Genomic DNA, 24,078 nt, shown 5'->3' with positions numbered 1-24,078 from the left:
AGAGCCGCCATTGGTGTGCGATGTGGCATCAATCAATCTGGACACAAACCCGCCTCACGCATCCCCCATCGTCACCACAACCTTGCCGGTTGATTTGCGCGCCCGCAAAAGTTCCAGCGCGTCGAGCGCCTGATCCAGCGGGAAGGTCTGGCCCACATGGGGTGTCAGCTTGCCCTCCGCGTGCCACTGAAAGAGCTGCTTCAGGCTGTCCACCACCACTTCAGGCGCAAATTTCAGGTACCCCCCCCAGTAAAGCCCAATCGCGGTGATGTTTTTCACCAGCATGTGGTTGGGTTTCAGGTTGGGGATGTCGCCCGAGGCAAAGCCGATGAACAGGAACCGCCCGTCCGGGTTCATCGCGCGAAAGGCGGCTTCGCCCTGCGTGCCGCCCACCGCGTCGTACACCACATCTGCCCCGCCCAGTGACTTCACCACCTCGCGGATGTCTTCGCTGTCGCTGTCGATCACATGGTCAGCCCCGGCCTGTTTGCAGATCTCAAGCTTATCGGCCCCGCGCGCACAGGCAATCACGGTGGCGCCCATCAGCTTGCCAATTTCAACCGCGGTCAGGCCAACGCCCCCGGCGGCCCCCAGCACCAGCAGGGTCTCTCCCGGTTGCAACCGGGCCTTGTAGTCCAGCGCGAGGTGGCTGGTGCCATATGCAATTTGAAACGCCGCGGCGTCGGTGAAACTCATCCCTTCCGACAGGGGGGCGCAGCGCCCTGCGTCAAAATTTCCCACCTCGGCCAGGCCGCCATGGCCGGAAAAAACAGCCACCCGGTCGCCGGTTTTCAGGTCGGTCACGCCCGGCCCCACCTTGGTGATGACCCCGGCAGGCTCCATTCCCAGAATGGTGGGCAGGTCAGGTTTTTCCTGATATTTGCCATGCGACATCAGCAGATCCGCAAAATTCAGCCCGCAGGCGCGGATTTCGACCTGAACCTGCCCGTCTGCCGGCGCAGAGAGGGGCTGGGCTTCGATCAGCTGGGGGTGGCCGGAATGGTCGGTGATCTGAACGGCGCGCATGGGAGTCCTCTTATCCTGTTTGGCGCAACCTAACGGATCGGCGGCAAGGGGGGAACGGCGGATTGTTGCGGGAATGCGGGATTGTTCCTTTGTGCAGGTCTGCGTGGGACGAAAAAATAAATAAATCTTTGCATTTTGCAAAACATGTATAGGTTGCATTCCAATAATGGAAACTATCAGCATATTTTCCCTGTTTTTAAAGGCGATTGACGCATATCCCTTTCGGTAACAGCGCCGTGAGTTGTGTTGTCTACCCAAAAAGACAGGTTGTGGTTGTGTCCCCCGGTGTGGTTTTTGATCAATACACAATCAAAGTAACGAGGAGCACGCTGATGAAACATCCTGTGGATGTACATGTTGGTAAGCGTATTCGGCACCGCCGCTGGATGGTCGGAATGACACAGCAACAACTGGCCGAAAAAGTTGGTATCAAGTTTCAACAGATCCAGAAATATGAAACAGGTATGAACCGTGTTTCTGCATCGCGCCTTTGGGATATTTCCAATGCGCTTTCGGTGCCGATCAGCTTCTATTTCGAAGGTCTGGAAGGCACTGCAGCAAGTGAAGGCGAACAGAACCTGCCCAGCGATATCCTTGCGGATAAAGAAGCGCTGGAACTGGTGCGCAGCTATTACTCCATCCCGGAAAACCAGCGCCGCCGCCTGTTCGAACTGGCCCGCGTCCTGTCTGACGCTGCCTGATCCTTGCTCGGAACTTGACGCGGACTGTCCCGCCACGTTACGCGACTGTCAAAGACAATCGCCAGAAGGCCGGACCTGATGCTGACCGACAAGACGCAACAAGAACTGACATGTGTCGCCGAGGCGCTGGCCGATGCGGCACGTGACGCTATCCTGCCCTATTTTCGGACGGATGGGCTGAACGCTGACAACAAGTTGGAGGAAGGCTTTGACCCGGTAACAGAAGGTGACCGGGCGGCCGAGCAGGCAATGCGCGCATTGCTGGCAGAGCGGCGTCCGCAGGATGCCATTCTGGGCGAGGAATTTGGCCTCGAGACCGGCACCAGCGGATTGACCTGGGTGCTGGATCCCATTGACGGCACACGTGGTTTCCTGTCCGGCACACCCACCTGGGGTGTGCTGATCGCCGTGGGCGATGACAGCGGTCCGAAACTGGGTGTGATCGACCAACCCTATATCAAAGAACGGTTTTTTGGCTGTGGGAACACCGCTTGGGTGGATGGCCCCATGGGGCGCCGCCCCCTGCACACCCGCGCGGCCCGCCCTCTGAATGAGGCCACCATCCTCACCACCTTTCCGGAAGTGGGCGACAAGGCCGAAGAGGCCGCGTTTCACAGCCTTGCCCGCCAATGTCGTCTGACCCGATACGGTATGGATTGCTATGGCTACGCGCTGGTGGCCGCCGGACAGGTGGATCTTGTGGTCGAGGCCGGGCTGCAGGCCTATGACATCCAGGCGCCATTGGCGGTGGTCGAGGCGGCCGGGGGCGTCGTCAGCAACTGGCAGGGCGGTCCGGCCCATCAGGGGGGGCAGGTCATTGCCGCCGCCAATGCCGACATCCACGCCGCCGCGCTTGCGATCCTCGCCCGGAGCTGACCCGATCAAAGCCTGATCACCGGGTTTTCGTGCCCACGCCGCCACCTGTCTGGGGCGGCCCCGCCTGCCGGGCACCCGGCCCATCCACCAATGGGAACCTCCCTCCCATTCCCGCCCGGGTCCTCTCCGGGTCTGTTCCCTTGATCAGTGGGTGTTGTCCGGGCATGATCCCTTGGTGGATCGTGTCCTTTGCCCTTTCTGGCGGTCTGCCATGTTGTCTCACCGAAACGGGTCAAAAGGAGGCAACATGGACTATCTCATCAAAAACGCACATCTTGTCCTGACCATGGATAATGGGAACGGCCCCTGCGGGCGGGAGCTGTCCGGGGTCGATATCCGCATATGCCAGGGGGTGATCACCGACATCGGCAAGGATCTGGACCACGGCGGAGAGGTGGTTCTGGCAGAGAACGCCCTCGCGACGCCCGGCCTCGTGAACACACATCACCACCTCTACCAAACCCTGACCCGGGCGGTTCCGGGCGGGCAGGATGCGTTACTGTTCGGGTGGCTGCAAACACTTTACCCGATCTGGGCGCGATTCGGTCCCGAGGAGATGCGGATCAGCGCCATGGCCGGGCTGGCGGAGCTGGCCCTCTCGGGCTGTTCGCTCTCTTCCGATCACCTCTACCTCTATCCCAATGGGTCCCGGCTGGACGATACAATTGAAGCAGCGCAGGAGGTGGGGCTGCGGTTCCACCCCACCCGTGGCGCAATGTCGATCGGTGAAAGTGACGGGGGGCTGCCCCCAGATCAGCTGGTGGAACCAGAAGACGTGATCCTGAAGGACTGTATCCGCGTGATCGACCGGTTCCATGACCCGTCCGACGGTGCGATGATCCGGGTTGGCGTGGCGCCGTGCTCGCCCTTTTCGGTCAGCCGGGAACTGATGCGGGACGCGGCCGTGCTGGCCCGTGACAAGCAGGTCATGATGCATACCCACCTGGCGGAAAATGACGAAGATATCGCCTATTCCAAGGCCCGGTTCGGCTGCCGCCCGGGCCAATATGCAGAAGAGCTCGGCTGGGTGGGAGAGGATGTGTGGCACGCCCATTGCGTGAAACTGGACGGGCAGGAGATTGACCTCTTTGCCCGGACCCGAACCGGGATCGCCCATTGCCCCTGTTCCAATTGCAGGCTTGGGTCAGGCATCGCCCCGGTGCGCCAGATGCTGGATGCGGGGGCGAAACTTGGCCTCGGCGTGGATGGATCGGCCTCCAATGACCGGGGCAACCTGCTGGATGAGGCGCGCCAGGCGATGCTGATGCAGCGCGCGGTGCGCGGGGCCGACCAGATGTCCGCGCGGGAGGTGCTGCGCCTTGCCACCCGCGGTGGCGCCGAGGTGCTGGGGCGGCATGATTGCGGCCAGATCGCCATCGGCAAACGGGCAGATATCGCAATCTGGGACCTCACCACCCTGGAAAGCGCCGGCAGTTGGGATCCCGCCGCCCTGCTGCTGGCCGGCCCGCGAAACGTGCGTGACCTTTTTGTCGAAGGGCGGCAGGTGGTGCGGGATGGCCAGCTTTGCACAATTGACCTGCCCCGGCTGATTGTGGCGCAAAACCGTCTGGCCCGCGCGCTGATGGGGTGAGCAAGACAGGGGGCTTTGCCCCCGAGCCTGCGGCTCTCCCCCAGGATATTTCTGACCAGAAAATAAAGCGCTTCCAGATGTTGCTGGATCACAGAAACAACTGGAAACGCCCACTATCCTTACAGGGGGTGCGGCGTTTCCACATCACGCTGTTTGGGCGTAACATCGACACGCTCTAGGGCAGGCGCGCGCCCTTTTTTCTTGCCTGAAATACCTCGGGGTGAGCCTCGAAGAGGCGAGGGGCAGCGCCCCTGAAAGCGCGGTTTCCACCGTCAGTATAGTTTGCGCCCCCCGGCCCAGACCGAGGTGACGGCCCGGTCATCCCCCATCATGATGGTGGGAAACAGGGCTTGCCACAGATCCTCGGCGCGGGCCGCCCGCTGGGCAATGGCGGGGGTTGAGGACAGGTCGATCACCGCGAGGTCCGCCTCGTACCCCGGTGCCAGGGTGCCAATCACATCCCCCATCAGTAGCGACTGGGCTGAACCCGCGGTTGCCAGCCACCAAAGTTGCGCCGGGTGCAGGGCCGTGCCTGACAGTTGACCGACTTCATAGGCCGCCGCCATGGTGCGCAGCATCGAAAAGCTTGATCCGCCGCCGGTGTCGGTGGCCAGCCCGATCCGCTGTCCGGTGGCCATCAGGCCCGCCATGTCGAACAGGCCGGACCCGATGAACATGTTTGATGTGGGGCAATGAATGAGGCTGGCCTTCATCTCGTGCAGCCGGTCGCGTTCGCGTTCGGTCAGGTGGATGGCATGGCCAAACAGCGCCCCTTCGCGCGCCAGTCCGAATTTTTCGTACACATCCAGATAGTCGCGGCTGTCGGGAAACAGATCCTGTACCCAGGCGATTTCCTCGTGCTGTTCCGAGATATGGGTCTGCATCAGCAGGTCGGGATGTTCGCGCCACAATGTGCCAAGCGCGTCGAGCTGTTCGGGCGTTGAGGTGGGGGCGAAACGCGGTGTGATCACGTAGGAGAGGCGATCCACCCCGTGCCATTTCTCCAGCAACGCCTTGCTGTCCTCATAGGCGGATTGGGCGGTGTCGGTCAGCGTGTCGGGGGCGTTGCGGTCCATGCAGGTCTTGCCGCCAAACACCCGCAACCCGCGGTGTTGAGCGGCGGTGAAATAGGCGTCCACGCTTTCGGGATGGATGGTGCAATAGCTGACCGTCGTGGTGGTGCCGGCGGCGGTGACAAGGTCAAAATAGCTTTCGGCAATGCCCTGCGCATGGATCCGGTCGGCAAAACGGCTTTCTTCGGGAAAGGTATAGCTGTTCAGCCAGTCAATCAGGCGCTTGCCCCATGAGGCGATAATGGCGGTTTGCGGGTAATGCGCATGGGCGTCGATAAACCCCGGGGAAATCAAGGCGTTGCCATAGTCTGTCACCTGGGCCTGCGGATAGTGTGCGGGCATGTCATCCGCCGGACCCACGGCGATGATCCTCCCTGCATCAATAACCACGCCGCCCCGGGCGTGATGGCGCGTGGCCTCGTCCGGGCGGGTGGTGAACGGGTTCTCGGTAAAAGTCAGGGTCTGCCCCAGAAGAAGTTGCATGGCGGCGCCTATTGTTAACAATTTGCACCCGCCAGCCTACGCATGGAAATTTAACATCGCAACGTCTTTGTCCGGTTCACTTGCCCGGCCCCTTGCCCTATGGTCGGGCCGAACGCGCAAGCAGGAGGGCCGCAGATGCTGGACGATCAGATCACAGATGATGTGCAGCCCGAAGACGGGGATTATGAGATCAATCGCGGCGTGTTTGGTTCGGTCAAGGACGCGCTGCAGGCGGACAACGCGGCCGCGCTTGCCATGGCGCTGGCGCCCCTGCACCCTGCTGACATCGCCGACCTCATGGAGCAGCTTTCCTCGGATGACCGTGAGGATTTCGTGCGCCTGTATGGCAGCGAATTTGATGGCGAGGTTCTGTCCGAATTGGATGAGGGGCTGCGCGAAGACATTATCTCCTACATGGCGCCCGAGGTCTTTGCTGAGGCGGTGCGCGAACTGGAAACCGATGATGTCGTCGACCTGATCGAAGACCTTGATGAGCCACATACCGAAGCCGCGCTCAAGGCGCTGGATGATGACGACCGGGTGGTGGTGGAACAGTCTCTCTCCTATCCCGAGGAATCCGCTGGTCGTCTGATGCAGCGCGAGCTGGTGGTGGCGCCCGAACATTGGAATGTCGGGCAAACCATTGATTTTCTGCGCAATCAGGATGACCTGCCGGAACAGTTTTATCACGTGATTCTGGTGGATCCGCGCATGCGCCCCACCGGCTACGTGACCCTTGGCCGCCTGATGGGCAGCCCGCGCGCCACTGCGATGACCGAGATCACAGAAGAGAGTTTCCGCACCATTCCCGTGCTGCAGGACGAAGGGGACGTGGCCTATGCGTTCAACCAATACCACCTGATTTCCGCGCCTGTCGTGGATGAAGATGACCGTCTGGTCGGTGTGATCACCATCGACGACGCCATGGCAATCCTGGATGAAGAGCACGAAGAAGACATCCTGCGTCTGGCCGGTGTGGGCGAAGAAAGCTCGCTTTCCGACCGGGTGATTGACACCACCAAACGGCGCTTTCCCTGGCTGGCGGTGAACCTGGTGACCTCGATCCTGGCATCGCTGGTGATTGCCCAGTTCGACAAGGTGATTGCGCAATTTGTGGCGCTTGCCGTCCTGATGCCGATTGTGGCCTCGATGGGGGGCAATGCGGGGACGCAATCGTTGACGGTTGCGGTGCGTGCGCTGGCCACCAAGGACCTGACCACCAGCAACGTCTGGCGGGTGATCCGGCGCGAGGCGATTGTGGGGCTGGTCAACGGGGTGATATTTGCGGTCGTGATGGGGGTCGTCGGGGTGCTCTGGTTTGGCACACCAATGCTTGGTGTCGTCATCGGCGTTGCGATGGTCGTGAACCTTGTGGTGGCCGGGCTGGCGGGCGTTATGATCCCGGTGACGCTGGAACGGCTCGATATCGACCCGGCGCTGGCCTCGGGTGCGTTCGTGACAACCGTCACCGATGTGGTTGGCTTCTTCGCTTTCCTTGGCCTCGCAGCCGTGGTGCTTCTGTAACCCGACCCTGATTCTGAGACTGCCATGACCGATTTGACCGAATTGAAAGCCACAGCCCGCAAAGCGGCCTTTGCCCGCCGTAAAACCGCCCATAGCGAGGCGCGCTCGGCCCTGGGGGTGGCGCATCTGATTGGCGAGCTGACCGCCCATAAAGGCAAACCCATCTCCGGCTATATGCCGATCCGGACCGAGATCAACCCGCTGCCCGCCATGGCCGCCCTCGCGGCCTGGTCCACCCTTGGCGTGCCCTATATCGAGGCTGCGGGCCAGCCTCTGAAATTTGCCAAGTGGCGCCCGGACAGTGATCTGGTCGAAGGCCCCTTCGGGGCACAGGTGCCCGCCACGCTTGAGTTCTTTGAGCCGGAAGTGGTGATTGTCCCCCTTGTGGCCTTTGATCGAAACGGTGGGCGCCTTGGCTATGGCGGCGGATTTTATGACCGCACCCTGGAAGGGCTGCGCGCCAAACGCCCGACGCTCGCGATCGGCTATGCCTATGCAGCACAAGAGGCTGAAAACCTGCCGCTCGAACCGACGGACCAGCCGCTCGATATGATCGTCACCGATGAAGGCGTGATCCGCTTTTGAACTGAGAGGCAGGGCAAGGGCGCCTGTGCGTCGCTCCGCCGCGCGACCGGTGGCTCACGTTGTGAGCCTGCCAGGGGCGCTGCCCCCCTCGCGAGACAAGCTCGCTCACCCCGGGATATTTGCAGCAAGAGGAAAAGAGCACCTGCCATCTTCCTCTTGCCGAAAATATCCTGGGGGAGAGCCGCAGGCTCGGGGGGCAAAGCCCCCGGCGCGGCGCGCAGCGGCGCAGGTAAGAATGAACCGAGCGCAGCGAGGCCACGCCCAAGCCTGTCGCCCGCAAGGGCGTAAGGGCGCGGGAGCGCATCATCTGCCTCTTCACCCTTGCCCTTTGCCGCCAACAGGCCTAGGGCTATTCGTCATGAAAATACTCTTTCTTGGTGATATTATGGGCCGCGCGGGACGTCGGGCGGTTACGGAGCGATTGGCGAAGCTGCGCGAGGCGTGGAAGCTGGATTTTGTTGTGGTGAATGGCGAAAATGCCACATCGGGCCACGGGCTGTCCGGGACACATGCAAAAGCGATGTTTGAGGCGGGTGTTGACGTGCTCACCCTTGGGGACCACGCTTTTGACCAGCGCGACATGCTGACCTTCTGCGAGCAGGAAAAACGTATCATCCGTCCGCTCAACTTTGCCAAGGGCGCACCGGGTGCGGGCGCACGGGTGTTCAGTGACAGGAGGGGTCGCAAGATTCTCGTGGCGCAGGTTCTGGGGCAGGTGTTCATGAAACGTGCCTTTGATGATCCCTTTTCGGCCATTGACCAGGTGTTGCGCAAATACCCGTTGGGGGGCGCGGTGCAGGCCGCGCTGGTGGATATCCATTGCGAGGCAACGTCTGAGAAAATGGGGATGGGGCATTGGTGTGACGGCCGGGCCAGCGTGGTGGTTGGCACCCATACCCATGTGCCCACCGGGGATGCGCAGATCCTTCCCAAAGGCACGGCCTTCCAGTCGGACGCAGGCATGTGCGGGGATTACAATTCCGTCATTGGCATGAAGAAAGACGAGCCGATGAACCGGTTCATCACCGGTATGGTGAAAGGGCGGTTTGAACCTGCGGGCGGCGAGGCGACCCTGTCGGGGCTTTATGTCGAAACGGACGACCGCACCGGGCTTGCCGTCAAGGTCAGGATGGTGCGTGAGGGGGGGCGTCTTGCCCAATCCACCCCGCTGGATGACTGAGATGCCGTTTCGGCTGATCGGTGTGCTGGTGCTGCTTGGCGCGGGCTGGGGGCTGGTCGGAGTGCTGTCAAAGCCGATTGTTCAGGCAGGTCACGGGATTTATGGCATTATCCTGTGGCAGATGGTTGTCGGGGCTGTGATCCTCTCCTTGCTGACGGTGCTGCGCGGGCGGCGGGTGCCGATGTTTGATCGGTCGTTTGGCCCGTCGTTTGGCCTATCCGCGCGCCGCCACCTGCCACTTTACGCCTTTGTCGCACTTTGCGGAACGATCCTGCCCAATGCCGCCAGTTACCTTGCACTGGATCACCTGCCTGCAGGCATTATGGCGATCATCATCGCCGCCGTGCCGATGTTCGCCTTTCCGATTGCGCTGGTCCTGAAAAGCGAAAGTTTTGATCTGAAGCGGCTGTTTGGCCTGCTGGCCGGGCTGGTCGGGGTTGCGATCCTGGCCGGGCCACAGGCCTCTTTGCCCGAAGGGGCGACGTTCTGGATTGCCATCGCCTTGATTGCGCCCGCGCTTTACGGTGTCGAAGGCAATGTGGTTGCGAAATACGGCACGGGTGGGCTTGATCTCGTGCAGGTGCTGGCGGGGGCGTCGATCATCGGCATTCCGTTTGCCGCCGCGATGTGCCTGGTCACCGGCGGGTGGGTCAGCCCGTTTTCCGGCTGGGACCACACCAAGATACTGATCGTCACAAACTCGATCATCCACGCCTTTGTCTATTCCGGTTATGTCTGGCTGGTGGGGCGTGCCGGGCCATCTTTTGCCGCGCAGGTGAGTTACCTTGTCACCGGATTTGGGGTGCTCTGGGCGATGCTTTTGCTGGATGAACGCTATGGTCCCGCGGTCTGGGGCGCGCTGGCGGTGATGTTCCTGGGGCTGTTTCTGGTCCAGCCCCGTGCAGAGCGTGCATCGCCCAGCGAAGGCGAAACAACTGGAATTTGAAAACTGAAGCTTGCCCACAGGGGCGCAATTGGCAAAACTGGTGGGCAGACGCCTGATAAGAACCAAGATAAGGACAGGGTATGGGGTTTTTCGAGTTGAGCCAGACCACGCAGGCCGTGTTGTCTCTCGTTGTGGTGCTGGGCATGTTTGTCTTGTTCGTCCGCGAGACTTTCCCCACCGAAGTGGTGGCGATTGCCGGGGTGGCGGTGATGCTGATCACCGGGATCCTGCCCTATGAAACTGCGCTGAAAGTCCTGTCCAACCCGGCCCCCTGGACCATTGCGGGCATGTTCATCGTGATGGGGGCGCTGGTGCGCACCGGCGCGTTGCAATGGTTTACCCATATTGCGGAAAAGCAGGCCGAAGGCAGCCCGATGAAGGCGTTGGGTGCGCTGATGGCCTTTGTGGTCGTGGCGTCGGCTTTCGTGTCGAACACCCCGGTGGTGGTGGTGATGATCCCGGTCTTTGTGCAATTGTCGAAAAAGATTGGTTTGTCGGCATCGAAACTGCTGATCCCACTCAGCTATGGGGCCATCCTGGGTGGCACGCTGACGCTGATCGGCACGTCGACGAACCTGCTGGTGGACGGGGTTGCGCGCGCCCATGGGCTTGCACCGTTTTCGATTTTCGAGGTGACCCCGCTGGGCCTGATACTGGTCGTCTGGGGGATGGTGTATCTTTATTTCGTGGCACCCAATATCCTGCCGGACCGGACCTCGATGGCAACCATGCTGGGCGGGGACAAGTCGCGCAAGAAGTTCTTTACCGAAGCGGTGATCCCACCGGAATCGAACCTGATCGGGCGTGAAGTGACCGGTGTGCAGCTGTTCAAGCGCGAAGGGGTGCGGCTGGTGGACGTGATCCGCGGCGATGCCTCGCTGCGCCGTGACCTGACCGGCGTTACATTGCAGCTCGGGGATCGGGTGGTGTTGCGCACAGCGATGACGGAACTGCTGAGCCTGCAACGAGATAAGAGCCTGAAACGGGTGGACCAGGTGTCGGCGGTGGAAACCACCACGGTTGAGGTGCTGATCACGCCGGGCTGCAAGATGGTTGGCAAAATGCTGGGCAAGATGCGCCTGCGCCGCCGCTACGGGGTTTATCCGCTGGCCGTGCACCGCAAGAACCAGAATATCGGCCGCCAGCTGGACAGTCTGGTGGTGAAAGTGGGGGATACGCTGCTTTTGGAAGGGGCCCCCGAAGACCTGACGCGTCTGGCACAGGATATGGATCTGGCGGATGTCTCGCACCCGTCCGAACGCGAATACCGGCGCGGCCAGGCGCCACTGGCGATTGCGGCTCTGCTGGGGCTTGTGGTGCTGGCAGGGCTTGGCGTGGCGCCGATTTTCCTCTTGGCGGTTCTGGCCGTGGCGCTGGTTCTGGTGACCCGCTGCATTGATGCGGACGAGGCGTTCGGAGCGGTGGATGGGCGCCTGCTGGTGCTGATCTTTGCAATGCTTGGGATCGGGGCCGCGCTTGAACACTCCGGCGCGGTGGCCCTGATCGCCAATGCAGTGGCCCCAGCACTGGGCAAGCTGCCGCCTTTCTTGATTGTCTGGGCCATTTATCTTCTGACCTCGGTGCTGACCGAACTGGTGTCAAACAATGCGGTGGCCGTGGTGGTGACACCCATTGCAATTGGTCTGGCAGATGCGCTGGGCCTGGATGCGCGCCCGCTTGTGGTGGCGGTGATGGTCGCGGCTTCGGCCAGTTTTGCCACCCCGATTGGCTACCAGACGAATACGCTGGTCTATGGCCCCGGTGGATATAAGTTTGCCGATTTCCTAAAGGTTGGCATCCCGCTGAACCTGTCGATTGGGGTGCTGGCCTCGGCCATCATCCCGCTGATCTGGCCGCTATGATGGCAGCAAGCGGGGTCGCATCGCCCCTTGTCCGCAGGACAGCTGAGGTCCTCGCCAAGCGGCAGCTCAATTTCGAAATGAGCACAGAGGCGCTGGATTGGGGCTGGGCAATGATAGATGCGGGGGTGGAAAGTGATGCCCTGTATGCGCTGACCGCGCTGACCCCGCCGCTGCACTGGGGGGAGCTCAACAGGCTGATCGATCAGATTGCGCGGGATCTGGAACTCCCACAGCCAGGGAATGATCAGGATGCCACCCGTTGGCTCGCCCACGGGCATCTGAGCGATATCGCGCTGGCAAACGGAGATGACTTCGCTGCGCTCAAGAAAGTGTCGCGCCTCTGGTTCGATCATGAGACCCCAGACCTCGCGCCGTTCTATCGGCTGAAACATGCGATCCGGGAGGTGGAAACAACCGGCCAGCAGGGCCATGTGCCGGGGCTGACCCTGGGCAATTGGAAAGAGCAGCTGGCGGATGTGGCACAGGAGTGGTTGACCCGTCACCCCTTGCCTGCGGGGCTCTGCGGATTGGAATAGACCTGGGCAGGGGCGCTGCCCCTCGCGAGACAAGCTCGCTCACCCCGGGATATTTGCAGCAAGAGGAAAAGAGCACCTGCCATCTTCCTCTTGCCCCAAGTATTCTGGGGGAGAGCCGCAGGCTCGGGGGCAAAGCCCCCGGCGCGGCGCGCAGCGGCGCAGGTAGGAATGAACCGAGCGCAGCGAGGCCACGCCCAAGCCTGTCGCCCGTTAGGGCGAAAGGGTGCGGGAGGGGTTGGTCAGGTGATTTCTTCCAACCGGTCTTTGGACATTTCGCCCGGAACGATGGTCATGGGCACGGGCAGCTCTGCCGAGGCGCGCATCATCTGGGTGATGATCGGTCCGGGGCCGGATTTGCCCGACCCAGCGCCCAGCACAAGGACGCCGATTTCAGGGTCTTCGCGAATCTGCGCCATGATCTCAGGCACAATTTCGCCTTCGCGGATCACCAGTTCGGGATCAACGCCTTGCCGGTCGCGCATCCATTTGGCGAAGACCTCAAAATGCACGGTGATCCGTTCGCGGCTTTCTTCGCGCATGATATTGCCCACACCGATCCAATGGTTGAATTCATCCGGTGGGATGATCGACAGAACTTCGACCCCGCCACCGGTTTTTGCGGCGCGCATGGCGGCAAAGCGCATGGCGTTCAGGCATTCACGGCTGTCGTCGAGGATCACGAGAAACTTGCGCATTTTTGTCCCTTTTGCGGCGCACCCTCGGCGGGCGGGCCTTCAACCGGGGCCAGTCTGCCCGAGGGGCGCGGCTCTGTCCATTGCTTTTGCCGGGTCTGGGTGTGAGAGCGGTGCGGCCCCCTTGACGCTTAACTGGCGCGACCATCCTCAGAATGTGCCCAGTCCCAGTACAGCTTGCGGGCGCGTTGGGTGATTGGGCCAAGCTGATAATGGGTGCCGTCGAATTCGGTCACGGGGGTGATCTTGTGCATGTTCCCGGTCAAAAACACCTCATCGGCGGCGCGGAAATCGTCGAAGGTCAGCGTGCATTCATGCACCGTGACCCCATTGGCGCGCAGGTTCTTGATGTGTCGGGCGCGGGTGATGCCCGCCAGGAAAGTGCCATTGGGGACCGGGGTGAACACCACGCCATCGCGCACCATGAACACGTTCGAAGAGGCGGTTTCGGCCACGTTGCCCAGCGCATCGGCGACAAGCGCATTGCCGTAGCCTTTTGCCTGTGCTTCCGCAATCATGCGCGCATTGTTGGGGTAAAGGCAGCCGGCCTTGGCATTCACCACCGCGCTTTCCAGCACCGGGCGGCGGAACCGGGTGGTGGTGAGGGTGGTCGTGGCGTCCTCGGGGGCCAGCGGCACCTGTTCGAGGCTGATCGCAAACCCGGTCGAGTTCTCTTTCGGCATGATCCCCAGCGGTCCGCAATCCAGGCCCCAATACATCGGACGGATATAGACAGCCTGTTCCGGGGTGAAGGCGGACAGGCCTTCGCGCACGATGGCAACCATCTCATCCGTTGGCACGGTTGGGGTGATCATCAGGGCCTTGGCCGAGCGGTTCACCCGGTCGCAATGGGCGCGCAGATCCGGGGCGAGCCCATGGGCAAATCGGGCGCCGTCAAACACGGTGCTGCCCAGCCAGCTGCCATGGTCCGCGGCTTTCATCACCGGCAGATCTCCCTCATGCCAGCTTCCGTTGAAATAGGTGCGGATATGGGTGCCGAGTGTCATGGGAGGTCCTAGCAGTCTGTTGGTTGCGTGATTCTAAAGCGTTTCGGAATGAACTTGAAACACATGTTTATTTCGAAACGGTCTAGCAGCGACACGTTTTCTGTCCAGTTCGGAAATTGCCGCAGGGCGCGCGCAAAGCGTCAGCGAATGCCGATATCTGCCAGTGCTGAGGCAAGTTCGGCAGGCAATTCATCATCGCCAGCACGTGTTTCGGGCAGGTCACGTGGGGCGTCTTCGGGTTTCAGATAGCGCCAGCCCTGAAAGGCCCGCCGTGGCTGGGCTTCGGTTCGGATGACGTCGTTTGACAGGACGATCCCGCAGCGGCGGATCCCATCCTGGCCGATCACCTCTTCCAGTCGGATCACCTCTTGCCGGGCCAGCACCTGCCCCTTAAAGACCCAGTAGAGTGACCCGCCGTTGACCAGTTCAGATTCGCGTTTGGGCCACATCCGGGTCACATGCATCGGATTGGGACGGCCGCTTTCCCCCCGGCGCATTGCCTGCCAGGCCTCGAGGTCTTCGACTTTTTCTGCGCCGACGCAGAGCTTTAGCAGGTTTACATGGCCCATTTATTCCACCGGACTAAGATCTGATAGATCACTATATCTATGTGACCCTTCTGCCGCGCCACACTAAATGTTGGTATTTTTTGAACATAGCTGGTGACAGCCTGCCCCTCTCTGGTATAAATGTCATCCCTGACAGGATGGGGCAAGCGGATGCTGCGTGCGTGCGCCCCGAAAGATTTCAACAAGATAGCCGAGAGAAAGCTTCAATGACTCGTTTTGACGCCCCTATTGCCGAACAGATCTGGGACATGAAATACCGACTGAAAAAGTCGGGTGGGGAGGCTGAAGACAAGACGGTCGAAGATACCTGGCGGCGCATTGCCCGTTCGCTTGCGGAAAATGAGCCGGAGCGTGAGGGCGAGTTTTTCGAAGCTCTGGAAGATTTCAAATACCTGCCTGCCGGGCGCATCACCGCAGGCGCCGGCACCGGCCGGTCGGTCACGCTTTTCAACTGCTTTGTGATGGGCACGATCCCGGACAGCATGTCGGGCATTTTCGACATGTTGAAAGAGGCCGCGCTGACCATGCAGCAGGGTGGGGGGATCGGCTATGATTTCTCGACCATCCGTCCGCGTGGCGCCGATGTGAAAGGTGTGGCGGCGGATGCTTCCGGGCCGCTCTCGTTCATGGATGTGTGGGACGCGATGTGCCGCACCATCATGTCGGCCGGCTCGCGCCGGGGGGCGATGATGGCGACCATGCGTTGCGATCACCCGGATATCGAAGATTTCATCACCGCCAAATCGGATGCGGCCCGTCTGCGCATGTTCAACATGTCGGTGCTGGTGACCGATGATTTCATGAAAGCGGTCAAGGACGATGGCAGCTGGGATCTGAAGTTTGGCGACAAGATCTATCACACCGTTGAGGCCCGCGATCTGTGGAACAAGATCATGCGCGCCACCTATGATTACGCCGAACCGGGTGTGATTTTCATCGACCGCATCAACCAGATGAACAACCTGAATTACTGCGAGCAGATTGCCGCGACCAACCCCTGTGGCGAACAGCCCCTGCCGCCTTATGGCGCCTGCCTGCTCGGTTCGGTCAACCTTGCCCGCCTTGTGAAAAACCCGTTTGAGAAAAACGCCAAGCTGGACCCGAAGGCGCTCGACAAGCTGGTGCGCACCGCGATCCGCATGATGGACAATGTGGTCGACGTGTCGCGCTTCCCGCTCGAAGCACAGCGTCAGGAAGCCCAGGCCAAGCGCCGTGTGGGGCTTGGTGTGACCGGTCTGGCCGATGCGCTGCTGATGCTCGGCCTGCGTTATGGCTCGGATGAGGCCGCGGCCCAGACCGAGGCCTGGATGAAGCTCATCGCCCGCGCGTCTTACCTGGCATCGGTGGATCTGGCGAAAGAGAAAGGCCCGTTCCCGCTGTTTGACGCTGAGGCCTACCTGAATTCCGGCAATATGCTGCAGATGGATGATGACGTGCGTGACGCGATCCGCGAACATGGCATCCGCAACGCGCTGCTGACTTCGATCGCCCCCACCGGCACCATTTCGCTTTACGCCGGCAATGTCAGCTCGGGCATCGAGCCGGTCTTTGCCTATGCTTACACCCGCAAGGTGCTGCAACCTGATGGCACCCGCACCGAGGAAGAAGTGGTCGATTACGCGGTGCAGATGTGGCGTGACAAATTCGGCGACAAGCCGCTGCCGGATTATTTCGTGAACGCCCAGACGCTTGCGCCAGCGGATCACGTGAAAATGCAGGCCGCCGCGCAGAAATGGATCGACAGCTCGATTTCCAAAACCATCAACTGCCCGGAAGACATCAGCTTTGACGCGTTCCAGTCGGTTTACATGCAGGCGTGGGAGCTGGGTTGCAAAGGCTGCACCACCTATCGCCCGAACGATGTAACCGGATCGGTTCTGTCGGTGAGCGAGGAAAGCGAAAAGACGCCCGAGATCGAAACCGGCGCCGATGTGGTCTACCTGTCCGAGCCGCTGGGCCGTCCGCAATCGCTCGAAGGGCATACCTACAAGGTGAAATGGCCCGACAGCGAACACGCGCTTTACATCACCATCAATGACCTTCTGATCAACGGCCATCGCCGCCCGTTCGAAGTGTTCATCAACTCGAAGAACATGGAACATTTCGCCTGGACCGTGGCGCTGACCCGGATGATTTCGGCGGTGTTCCGTCGTGGCGGTGAGGTGAGCTTTGTGGTCGAAGAGCTGAAAGCCGTGTTCGACCCGCGTGGTGGTGCCTGGATGGAAGGGAAATACATCCCGTCGATCCTGGCCGCAATCGGTGGCGTAATCGAACGCCACATGGTCAATACCGGCTTCCTCGAAGCGGAGGGCATGGCCCCGAAATCGGATCCGCAGGCCGAGGTCATGGCCATCGGCGAAGCCCCGCGTGGCCCCGCCTGCCCAAGCTGTGGCCAATATGACATGCGCATGGTTGAAGGCTGCATGACCTGCGGCAGTTGCGGCCATTCGAAATGCGGCTGACCTGATGGGTGGGGCGCTGTTTTTGATGTGAAAGCTTACATCAGGTTGCAGTTTGACCACGAAAAGTTTGCCACCGCTCCTGTTGGGGCGGTGGCTTTTTCTATTTTGGGCATGTGTGAGGGAGACGGGAAAGCGGCCGGAGATGTCTCCGGCCGCTTTTTCGACAGAGGGGGAAAGCGCAGGTGCTTATTTCAGCAACACATCCAGCGGCACCGGTTCGCTGATGGTCCAGTTGCCCACCACGCCAGGCTTGGCTGCGGAAATCTCGATAATCTGCATTTCCGCGCTGTTTTGGTGATGCAGCATGTCGCTGAAGCTGCGCGGTCCGAAGGCGGTTGTTTCCCCCTGCATCTTTTCAAGCTCCGCCGTGACGGCGGCCCCCTCCACGCGTCCGGCCCGTTCCACGGCCTTGGCCCAAAGGTCGATCAGGATATAGCCCGGATAGGCATATTGGCTGGCAGGGCGGGCGCCGGTGGCGGCCTCATATGCCTGGTTGAAGCTTTCCACCGCCGCGCGCGGGTCATCGCCATAGATCGACCCCTGCACCGGCAGCACGAACCCCGACAGGTCCGGCACCGCGTCCAGCCAATAAGACCCATCTACGGCGGACCCGTTCAGGATCAATGAGTTGATCCCGGCGGCACGGAGCTGACGCACCGCGGCGGCCGCACCGGGGATGTAGGAACACAGCATGATCACATCCGGTTCTTCGGGCAGCGCCTTGATCCGGCTGATCTGGCTGGCAATTGAGGCATCATTGTTCTTGAACGTATCGCGCCCGACAACCTCGCCCCCCGCCTTCGGGAACATCCAGTCAAACCCGGTGCAGATCCCCTTGTTGTATTCGATGGTGGTGTCCAGCAGCACATAGCCGGTCTTGGCGTCGCGTGTGGCCTGGGACCATTCCGCCATGGTTGCGCCCTGCACAGCCGCCAGAACAGAGCCGGAGAAGCTGTTCGGCCCCACCCCCTGAATGCCTGCTTTCACATCTTCGGCGCAGAGGAAAAACGAGTTGATGCCGGCGGCTTCGGCCGCCAGTGCTGCGGGCGCGCCGAAATCATAATCGCAGCTGACCACCATCATGTCCGCCCCGTCGTCCAGAACCTGTAGCCCGGCCTTGGCGGATTGGGCGCGGTCGGTCTTGGTGTCGACCTCAACCCATTTGATCTGCTGGCCCAGAAGCCCGCCTGCGGCGTTGATCTCGTCGATGCGGATCTTTGCGGCAGTGGCGGCGGGGCTGTCATAGGCCTCCATCCAGCCGGATTTGGCGATGGCAAACCCCACCGTGATGTCCTCGGCCAGGGCGGGGGGCGCAAGCGCGAGCATGAGTGCGGATGCAAGTGTTGCATGTTTCATGTGATCTGATCTCCTAGTTGGTCGCATTTTGGTTTTGTTGAACTGTTGCCCCGAGGCGGGGGAACCTGAGGTCCCTGTTGGCCATCAGGCCGGTCGGGCGCAGGATCAGCACGAGGATCATCACGATGCCGATCAGGATCTCCTGTGCGCCGCCGGGCAGCGTGAACCGGGCCGCCCCAAGGCTCACCCCCTGTTCCAGCCGCACCAGCATCTCGATGATCAATGACAGGCTGAGCACACCGACCACCGCGCCGGACAGGCTGCCGATCCCACCGACCACCAGCATGGCGAGCGAGATGAAGGTGATCCCCAGATAGAAGCTGTCCGGGTTGAGAACCCCGATCGAATGGCCCAGAAGCGCCCCGGACACGCCGGTGAAAAACCCGCTGATCACAAGCGAAAGCAGCCGGTGGCGATACATGTTGATGCCCGACGCGGCGGCGGCAACCTCGTCCTCGCGCGTGGCCCGCAAGGCAAGCCCGCTGGCGGAATTTGCATAGAGATTTGCCGCAAGGATGGCGGCGGCGGCCCAGCCGAGCGCCACCCATTGATCGACATAGCGTGCAAGCCCGACCACCGACGAGGTTGCGCCGGTCACCCCTTCCCAGTTGGAATAGACCGTATTGATAATGGCCAGAAAGGCGAAGGTGGCGATCGAGGCGGCAATCCCCGAGAGCCGGAGAATGGCCGCTCCTGAAATGAGCGCAACCAGGGCCGCCAGCACACCCGAGGCGATGGCGGCGGGCAGCACCGGCCACTCGGCCTGCGCAAGCCAGGGGGGCAGATCGGGCAGGAACAGGGATTTCATCTGCGGCTTCAGGGTCAGCCAGGCCGAGCAATAGGCCCCGATGGCCATGTAGCCTGCATGGCCGAAACTGACGATGCCGGAATTGCCGACAAAGATCCAAAGCCCGACCACAAGCACGACGCGGATCAGGGTCTCGCTGGCCATGCGTCCCAGCGCCTTGTCCCCGGTCAGCATGACCAGCACGGCAAAAAGGGTGAGCAGGCCGATCAGGATGACCGGTGTGGAATAGGCCAATGCCTTGTTTTGTGCGTGTTGTCCTTGCATCGGTCAGATCCTTGGTTTGGCTGAGCTGGGAACAAACAACCCCTGCGGACGGGCCAGCAGGCAGACGATCACCAGCGTGTAGAGAAAGGCGTCGCGGAACGGGCGGACTTCAAAGGGCAAAAACCCCTGCAAAAGCACCGAAACGGCGCCGATCAGGAACCCGGCGGCAACCGCTCCGGGCAGGGATCCCAGCCCGCCGATCACTGTGGCGATGAAGGCCACCAGCATGATCTGTCCGCCCATGCGCACATCCGCCACGCCGGTCTGGGTTGCCATGATCAGCGCGACGGCTGCGGCCAGGGCGCCGGACAGGGCGAAGGCCCCGGTGATCACCACATTGGCCCGCACCCCCAGCAGGCGTGCCATGGTGAAATTTTCCGCAGCCGCCCGCATTTCCAGCCCCAGCCGGGTCTTTTTCAAAAGCAGGGCCAGCGCGCAGACCACCACCAGCGTGGTCAGGATCACGATCAGTTGCAAAAGCGGCAGCTCCGCCCCGGCCAGGGCGATGGGGGTGTTCAGCTCCGGCCAGAGGCTGATTGCCTTGGGGCGCCCACCGTAAATGGCCAGCAGGGCGTTTTGCACGATGAACCCCAGCGCAAAAGAGGAGATCATCATCGCCACCGGGGTGGCCTTGCGCATGTGCCGAAACACCGCGTATTCGCTGGCCACGGCCACCGTGGCGCCGATGGCCAGCAGGGTGGGGATCAGCAGAAGGGCCGGCGCTTTGCCAAGGAACATGACGGCCACCGCCTCGGTTGAGGGCACGATCAGGGCAAAGACGCAAAAGGCGATATATTCACCATGGGCAAAATTCACCAGGTTCATCACCCCGAAGATCAGCGCGATGCCAAGGGCGGCCATGGCGTAGATGCCGCCAAGGGAGGCGGCGTCGAAAAAGAGTTGGACGGCGGAGCTCATTGGGCGGCCTCCCGTTTGGATTTTCCGAAATAGGCTTCGCTGAGCAGATCGGTCTCGGCGAAATCAGCAGCATTGCCATCGCCAACAATCGCCCCGCCGCGCAGAAGGATCATGCGCCCGCCCACGCGCGCGGCGCGGGTCGAACTCTGTTCAACGATGAGGAGCGTCAGGCCGCGATCCTCCTGCAACTGGACCAGCGTGTCATAGACCTGGTCCACGATCTTCGGTGCCAGCCCCAGCGAGGGTTCATCGACCATCATCAGTTTGGGATTGGTCATCAGCGCCCGGCCGATGGCCAGCATCTGCTGCTGCCCGCCCGACAGGGCCCCGGCACTGGCATTGCGACGGTCACCGAGGATCGGGAAAGCGCCATAGATCTCTTCGATATCGCCCTCAATCGCGTTGCGGTCCCGGCGCAGGCCGGTGCCAACCCGCAGGTTTTCATCCACGGTCAGACTGGCGAAAATCTCGCGCCCTTCCGGCACCATCGACAGGCCCAGCCGGGCAATGGCTTCGGGCGGGCGACCGGTGAGCAGGTCGCCATCCATTTCGATCCGGCCATGGCTGGTGGTCACCGCGCCGCTGATCGCACCGAGGAGCGAGGATTTGCCTGCCCCGTTTGGCCCCGAGATGAAGACGCGTTCGCCCTCCTCAAGATGCAGGGTTACATCGGTCAGCGCCGGCACTTTGCCGTAGCGCACCGATAGGTCAAAAACGCCAAGCTTGGACATCACGCGGCCTCCTGATCTGCGCCCAGATAGGCGTCGCGCACCGCCTGGCTGGCGAGGATCACATCCACGTCGCCTTCTTCGATGATCTGGCCGGCATCCAGCACGTAGACGTGGTGGGACACGGACAGGACCAGCCCGACATTATGCTCGATCAGCAAGACCCCGGTGCCCAGTTCCCCGGCCACCCGGCGAATGAGGTCAGCCAGTTCCGTCGCCTCCGCCTCGGACATGCCCGCGGCGGGTTCATCCAGCAGCAGGAATTGTGGTGAAAACATCAGCGCGCGGGCAATCCCGACCCGGCGTTCATCCGTATAGGGCAAACCTGCGGCGGGCAGCTCGGCCAGATGGGGGGCCCCCATCCAGTCGAGCAGTTTCAGCGCCTCGGCTTCCGAACGGCTTCGGGAATGCCCCAGGCCAACACCGGTTACCGCCAGATTGTCGAGCACATCCAGCCCGGTGAACAGGCGACCGGCCTGAAAGGTCCGGGCCACGCCTGCGCGGCGCAGCTCGTGTGGGGAGAGCGTCCCCACATTCCGCCCGGCAAGGCCAACCTGACCCGAACTTGGGGCCTGAAACCCGGTCAGCGTGTTGACCAGCGTGGTTTTGCCCGCCCCGTTTGGCCCGATCAGCCCATGGACGGCACCGGGGGTGATGGTCATGGAGACATCCGTCAGCGCCTTGAAGCCGCTGAATGCCACCGTCACCCCCGACGCCGTCAGGGAGGGAGCCTTATCCCGTCTGCGCCCCATCGATCAGACCTCTGCCAGCTCTTTGAGGCGGTTGACCTGCTGATCTTCGGCTTGCGCATCTGCGGTCATCACGTAGACGCCGGTCTCATGCAGGCTGACAGTCCAGCCCGGTTCGACGACGATGGTTGTGGTGACCTCTTCGATTACCGCAGGTCCGTGCAGGCTATCCCCGGCCCCCATCGCGGCCCCGTCATAAACCGGGGTGTCCTGGGCGATGCCATCGGCGTTGAACACCATTGGGCGGGTGCCCTTGAGGGTTTCATGCGCGCCTTTGCCTGCGGCAATGGTCATGCGTTTCGGTTTGTCCACATGGCCGGCGATGGTGCTTTCGACATTCACCACCTCAACCGCGCTCATTGGCTCGTCATAGGTGTAAAGTTCCTTGTGACGGGCGTGGAAGGCGGCCTTGATATCCTCAAGCGTGGCTTCGGTGACATCAAACGGGTCGATCTCGACCGTGCATTCATGCACCTGTCCCACGTAACGCATATCCAGCGACCGGCGGATCGAGATGCGCTCTTGCGAGAACCCGTCCCCTGCCAGATCTGCCTGTCCACGTTCCTCAAGCGACTTGAACAAAGTGTCGAGCTTCTCCGCCGCCTCCGCGCCTTCCAGCCGGATCGGGGCAGGGGCCATGTAGTTGTATTTGACGTCGGAAATGATCTGCCCATAGGCGCAAAGCCCGGAGGCGAGTTTTGAGATCAGCACCTTGGAAATACCCATTTCGCGTGCCAGTGCGGTGATATGCGCGCCCGTCGCCCCACCGGCCCCCATCAGCACGAAATCACGCGGGTCATAGCCCCGTTCGACCGACACCCGGCGGATCGCGTTGACCATGTTGTTGTTGACGATGGTGAACATGCCATAGGCAGCTTTCTCGACCGAGATGCCCAGCGGATCAGCCAGTTTGGACTGGATCGCGCCACGCGCCTTTTCAACATCCAACGGAAGCCGCCCACCGACCAGACCGTCCGCATTGAGATAGCCCAGCGTCAGGTTGGCATCGGTGGTGGTGGGGTTTTCACCGCCCTGCCCGTAACAGGCCGGACCGGGTTCGGACCCTGCCGATTGCGGCCCCATCTGCATCAGGCCCATACTGTCGATCCACCCGATCGACCCACCGCCCGCACCCAGCGTTTCCACCTGGATCATCGGGATCCCGATGCGGTAGCGCAGGAAGTCGATGTTCTTGTTCACATTGGCCTGACCGTCCTTGGTCAGCGTAATGTCGAACGAGGTGCCGCCCATGTCACAGGTGATGATGTTCTTGTCGCCCCAGGGCTCCGCCACATCCAGCGCGGCCTGCGGTGCGGAGGCAGGGCCGGAATTGATCGCGTAGACCGACTGGTCGCTGACCACCTTGCCCAGGGCCAGGCCGCCATTCGACTGGAAATACCGCACCGGATGCTGGCTGCCCAATTCGCGGAAATAGGCATCAATCGCTTCGACATAGCGCTGCAGGATCGGCGCCAGATAGGCGTTCACGATCGCCGTCGACGTGCGGGTATATTCGCGCACCTGCGGGTAAAGCTGCGAGCCGATGGTCAGGCGCACATCCGGCATCATTTCCCGCACGATTTCGGCGGCACGCAATTCATGTTCGGGGTGCAGCACCGACCAGACAAAGCTGATCGCAACCGACTCCACCCCTTCGGCGATGAAGTAACGGCAGGCCTCGCGCACGTCCTCTTCATGGATCGGCGTCTTGACCGCCCCGTTTGAGATCACCCGTTCGCTGACCCCTTTGCGCAGGTGGCGCGGCACCAGCATGGTGGCGGGCGGATAGTCGGGATCATAGCGATAGCCGTCTTCCTTGTGGCCCAGACGAATTTCAATCGAATCCTCGTGCCCGCGGGTGGCAATCAGCCCGGTCTTGGCCCCGGTATGGGTGATCAGCGCATTCAGGCCGACCGTGGTGCCGTTGATGCACAGGTCCGAATTCGAGACGATCTCTTGTGCCGTCAGCCCAGTTTCCTCGGTGATCAGGGCAAGGCCGTTCTTGATGGCCTTGGTCGGTTCGGTGGGCGTGGACAGCACCTTGAAAATCTGTGTGCTGCCTTCCTTGTCGGCAAGGATGAAATCGGTGAAGGTGCCGCCGGCATCAATGCCCAGACGATATTGGGTACGCATGGTGTTTCC

At 61.6% G+C, this 24,078-nt stretch carries 21 protein-coding genes; 10 read left to right on the top strand and 11 right to left on the bottom strand.

Annotated features, from left to right (window positions below; genetic code table 11):
* Positions 1 to 54 precede the first annotated feature (54 nt).
* The gene (locus XMD517_RS07490; RefSeq protein WP_173485751.1) at positions 55 to 1,026 is read right to left on the bottom strand and encodes an NADPH:quinone oxidoreductase family protein; all 972 of its coding nucleotides are present in this window, start codon (positions 1,024 to 1,026) and stop codon (positions 55 to 57) included.
* 332 nt (positions 1,027 to 1,358) lie between these two features.
* Between XMD517_RS07490 and XMD517_RS07485 the strand changes: the two genes are divergently transcribed.
* The 3 genes from XMD517_RS07485 (at position 1,359) to XMD517_RS07475 (ending at position 4,194) form a co-directional block, all read left to right on the top strand.
* Positions 1,359 to 1,727 (top strand): helix-turn-helix domain-containing protein, encoded by a 369-nt coding sequence (locus XMD517_RS07485; protein ID WP_055188149.1) that lies wholly within the window; start codon positions 1,359 to 1,361, stop codon positions 1,725 to 1,727.
* Positions 1,728 to 1,805: 78 nt separating this feature from the next.
* Positions 1,806 to 2,603, top strand: a complete 798-nt coding sequence (gene hisN, locus XMD517_RS07480) for a histidinol-phosphatase (RefSeq protein WP_173485750.1) — start codon at positions 1,806 to 1,808, stop codon at positions 2,601 to 2,603.
* Between the two features lie 247 nt (positions 2,604 to 2,850).
* On the top strand, positions 2,851 to 4,194 hold the full coding sequence (locus XMD517_RS07475; protein WP_173485749.1) for an 8-oxoguanine deaminase: 1,344 nt from the start codon (positions 2,851 to 2,853) through the stop codon (positions 4,192 to 4,194).
* Positions 4,195 to 4,466: 272 nt separating this feature from the next.
* Here XMD517_RS07475 and guaD read toward each other — a convergent pair whose 3' ends face one another.
* On the bottom strand, positions 4,467 to 5,750 hold the full coding sequence (guaD, locus tag XMD517_RS07470) for a guanine deaminase (protein ID WP_173485748.1): 1,284 nt from the start codon (positions 5,748 to 5,750) through the stop codon (positions 4,467 to 4,469).
* Between the two features lie 135 nt (positions 5,751 to 5,885).
* Here guaD and mgtE point away from each other — a divergent pair, with 135 nt between their 5' ends.
* From mgtE to XMD517_RS07440, 6 genes are all read left to right on the top strand, one after another.
* Positions 5,886 to 7,274 carry a magnesium transporter gene (gene mgtE, locus XMD517_RS07465; RefSeq protein WP_055188154.1) on the top strand — a complete coding sequence of 463 codons (1,389 nt, stop codon included), beginning with the start codon at positions 5,886 to 5,888 and terminating at the stop codon, positions 7,272 to 7,274.
* Between the two features lie 24 nt (positions 7,275 to 7,298).
* Positions 7,299 to 7,859 carry a 5-formyltetrahydrofolate cyclo-ligase gene (locus tag XMD517_RS07460; protein WP_173485747.1) on the top strand — a complete coding sequence of 187 codons (561 nt, stop codon included), beginning with the start codon at positions 7,299 to 7,301 and terminating at the stop codon, positions 7,857 to 7,859.
* A 358-nt stretch (positions 7,860 to 8,217) separates the two neighbouring features.
* A complete protein-coding gene (locus tag XMD517_RS07455; RefSeq protein WP_173485746.1) occupies positions 8,218 to 9,039 on the top strand; it encodes a TIGR00282 family metallophosphoesterase in 822 nt (273 codons plus the stop codon).
* Entirely contained in the window at positions 9,011 to 9,985 is a 975-nt protein-coding gene (locus tag XMD517_RS07450; RefSeq protein ID WP_254450022.1) for a DMT family transporter, read from the top strand. The genes XMD517_RS07455 and XMD517_RS07450 overlap by 29 nt, the downstream gene beginning before the upstream one ends.
* A gap of 80 nt (positions 9,986 to 10,065) precedes the next feature.
* Positions 10,066 to 11,847: an SLC13 family permease gene (locus XMD517_RS07445; protein ID WP_173485744.1), complete on the top strand. Its 1,782-nt coding sequence runs from the start codon at positions 10,066 to 10,068 to the stop codon at positions 11,845 to 11,847.
* A complete protein-coding gene (locus tag XMD517_RS07440; RefSeq protein ID WP_173485743.1) occupies positions 11,844 to 12,383 on the top strand; it encodes a hypothetical protein in 540 nt (179 codons plus the stop codon). Before XMD517_RS07445 ends, XMD517_RS07440 begins: the two co-directional genes overlap by 4 nt.
* Positions 12,384 to 12,622: 239 nt before the next feature.
* Here the strand turns inward: XMD517_RS07440 and XMD517_RS07435 are convergent, their stop codons facing one another.
* The 3 genes from XMD517_RS07435 to XMD517_RS07425 all read right to left on the bottom strand — a co-directional run bounded on the left by XMD517_RS07435 (position 12,623) and on the right by XMD517_RS07425 (position 14,651).
* Positions 12,623 to 13,078 carry a universal stress protein gene (locus XMD517_RS07435; protein WP_055190029.1) on the bottom strand — a complete coding sequence of 152 codons (456 nt, stop codon included), beginning with the start codon at positions 13,076 to 13,078 and terminating at the stop codon, positions 12,623 to 12,625.
* A 128-nt stretch (positions 13,079 to 13,206) separates the two neighbouring features.
* Positions 13,207 to 14,082: a branched-chain amino acid aminotransferase gene (locus XMD517_RS07430; protein WP_173485742.1), complete on the bottom strand. Its 876-nt coding sequence runs from the start codon at positions 14,080 to 14,082 to the stop codon at positions 13,207 to 13,209.
* Between the two features lie 140 nt (positions 14,083 to 14,222).
* Positions 14,223 to 14,651, bottom strand: a complete 429-nt coding sequence (locus tag XMD517_RS07425) for a DUF1489 family protein (protein WP_173485741.1) — start codon at positions 14,649 to 14,651, stop codon at positions 14,223 to 14,225.
* A gap of 206 nt (positions 14,652 to 14,857) precedes the next feature.
* On the opposite strand from XMD517_RS07425, the gene XMD517_RS07420 reads away from it, so the two are divergent.
* Positions 14,858 to 17,113 (top strand): adenosylcobalamin-dependent ribonucleoside-diphosphate reductase, encoded by a 2,256-nt coding sequence (locus XMD517_RS07420; RefSeq protein WP_173485740.1) that lies wholly within the window; start codon positions 14,858 to 14,860, stop codon positions 17,111 to 17,113.
* A gap of 186 nt (positions 17,114 to 17,299) precedes the next feature.
* Here XMD517_RS07420 and XMD517_RS07415 read toward each other — a convergent pair whose 3' ends face one another.
* From XMD517_RS07415 to XMD517_RS07390, 6 genes are read right to left on the bottom strand one after another with little or no spacing between them, the layout of a single operon-like run.
* Positions 17,300 to 18,469 carry an ABC transporter substrate-binding protein gene (locus tag XMD517_RS07415; RefSeq protein ID WP_173485739.1) on the bottom strand — a complete coding sequence of 390 codons (1,170 nt, stop codon included), beginning with the start codon at positions 18,467 to 18,469 and terminating at the stop codon, positions 17,300 to 17,302.
* A gap of 13 nt (positions 18,470 to 18,482) precedes the next feature.
* Positions 18,483 to 19,541, bottom strand: coding sequence for a branched-chain amino acid ABC transporter permease (locus tag XMD517_RS07410; protein WP_173485738.1), 1,059 nt, complete (start codon positions 19,539 to 19,541; stop codon positions 18,483 to 18,485).
* A gap of 3 nt (positions 19,542 to 19,544) precedes the next feature.
* Positions 19,545 to 20,459 (bottom strand): branched-chain amino acid ABC transporter permease, encoded by a 915-nt coding sequence (locus XMD517_RS07405; RefSeq protein WP_173485737.1) that lies wholly within the window; start codon positions 20,457 to 20,459, stop codon positions 19,545 to 19,547.
* Positions 20,456 to 21,190, bottom strand: a complete 735-nt coding sequence (locus tag XMD517_RS07400; protein ID WP_173485736.1) for an ABC transporter ATP-binding protein — start codon at positions 21,188 to 21,190, stop codon at positions 20,456 to 20,458. The genes XMD517_RS07405 and XMD517_RS07400 overlap by 4 nt, the downstream gene beginning before the upstream one ends.
* Positions 21,190 to 21,939, bottom strand: a complete 750-nt coding sequence (locus XMD517_RS07395; RefSeq protein ID WP_173485735.1) for an ABC transporter ATP-binding protein — start codon at positions 21,937 to 21,939, stop codon at positions 21,190 to 21,192. Before XMD517_RS07395 ends, XMD517_RS07400 begins: the two co-directional genes overlap by 1 nt.
* A 3-nt stretch (positions 21,940 to 21,942) precedes the next feature.
* Entirely contained in the window at positions 21,943 to 24,069 is a 2,127-nt protein-coding gene (locus XMD517_RS07390; RefSeq protein WP_173485734.1) for a hydantoinase/oxoprolinase family protein, read from the bottom strand.
* Positions 24,070 to 24,078: the final 9 nt, after the last annotated feature.

Source organism: Aliiroseovarius sp. xm-d-517 (assembly GCF_013283135.1).
Classification (GTDB): Bacteria; Pseudomonadota; Alphaproteobacteria; order Rhodobacterales; family Rhodobacteraceae; genus Aliiroseovarius; species Aliiroseovarius crassostreae.
This window is presented reverse-complemented; position numbering and strand designations above follow the sequence as displayed.

Bases quoted from the DNA above. Each gene is read 5' to 3' on its own strand.
- guaD (WP_173485748.1), bottom strand. From the start codon at position 5,750: ATGCAACTTCTTCTGGGGCAGACCCTGACTTTTACCGAGAACCCGTTC.
- XMD517_RS07425 (WP_173485741.1), bottom strand. From the start codon at position 14,651: ATGGGCCATGTAAACCTGCTAAAGCTCTGCGTCGGCGCAGAAAAAGTC.
- XMD517_RS07400 (WP_173485736.1), bottom strand. From the start codon at position 21,190: ATGTCCAAGCTTGGCGTTTTTGACCTATCGGTGCGCTACGGCAAAGTG.
- XMD517_RS07415 (WP_173485739.1), bottom strand. From the start codon at position 18,469: ATGAAACATGCAACACTTGCATCCGCACTCATGCTCGCGCTTGCGCCC.
- XMD517_RS07395 (WP_173485735.1), bottom strand. From the start codon at position 21,939: ATGGGGCGCAGACGGGATAAGGCTCCCTCCCTGACGGCGTCGGGGGTG.
- XMD517_RS07435 (WP_055190029.1), bottom strand. From the start codon at position 13,078: ATGCGCAAGTTTCTCGTGATCCTCGACGACAGCCGTGAATGCCTGAAC.
- XMD517_RS07410 (WP_173485738.1), bottom strand. From the start codon at position 19,541: ATGCAAGGACAACACGCACAAAACAAGGCATTGGCCTATTCCACACCG.
- XMD517_RS07420 (WP_173485740.1), top strand. From the start codon at position 14,858: ATGACTCGTTTTGACGCCCCTATTGCCGAACAGATCTGGGACATGAAA.
- XMD517_RS07390 (WP_173485734.1), bottom strand. From the start codon at position 24,069: ATGCGTACCCAATATCGTCTGGGCATTGATGCCGGCGGCACCTTCACC.
- XMD517_RS07460 (WP_173485747.1), top strand. From the start codon at position 7,299: ATGACCGATTTGACCGAATTGAAAGCCACAGCCCGCAAAGCGGCCTTT.
- XMD517_RS07440 (WP_173485743.1), top strand. From the start codon at position 11,844: ATGATGGCAGCAAGCGGGGTCGCATCGCCCCTTGTCCGCAGGACAGCT.
- mgtE (WP_055188154.1), top strand. From the start codon at position 5,886: ATGCTGGACGATCAGATCACAGATGATGTGCAGCCCGAAGACGGGGAT.
- XMD517_RS07405 (WP_173485737.1), bottom strand. From the start codon at position 20,459: ATGAGCTCCGCCGTCCAACTCTTTTTCGACGCCGCCTCCCTTGGCGGC.
- XMD517_RS07475 (WP_173485749.1), top strand. From the start codon at position 2,851: ATGGACTATCTCATCAAAAACGCACATCTTGTCCTGACCATGGATAAT.
- XMD517_RS07490 (WP_173485751.1), bottom strand. From the start codon at position 1,026: ATGCGCGCCGTTCAGATCACCGACCATTCCGGCCACCCCCAGCTGATC.
- XMD517_RS07430 (WP_173485742.1), bottom strand. From the start codon at position 14,082: ATGACACTCGGCACCCATATCCGCACCTATTTCAACGGAAGCTGGCAT.
- XMD517_RS07485 (WP_055188149.1), top strand. From the start codon at position 1,359: ATGAAACATCCTGTGGATGTACATGTTGGTAAGCGTATTCGGCACCGC.
- XMD517_RS07455 (WP_173485746.1), top strand. From the start codon at position 8,218: ATGAAAATACTCTTTCTTGGTGATATTATGGGCCGCGCGGGACGTCGG.
- XMD517_RS07445 (WP_173485744.1), top strand. From the start codon at position 10,066: ATGGGGTTTTTCGAGTTGAGCCAGACCACGCAGGCCGTGTTGTCTCTC.
- hisN (WP_173485750.1), top strand. From the start codon at position 1,806: ATGCTGACCGACAAGACGCAACAAGAACTGACATGTGTCGCCGAGGCG.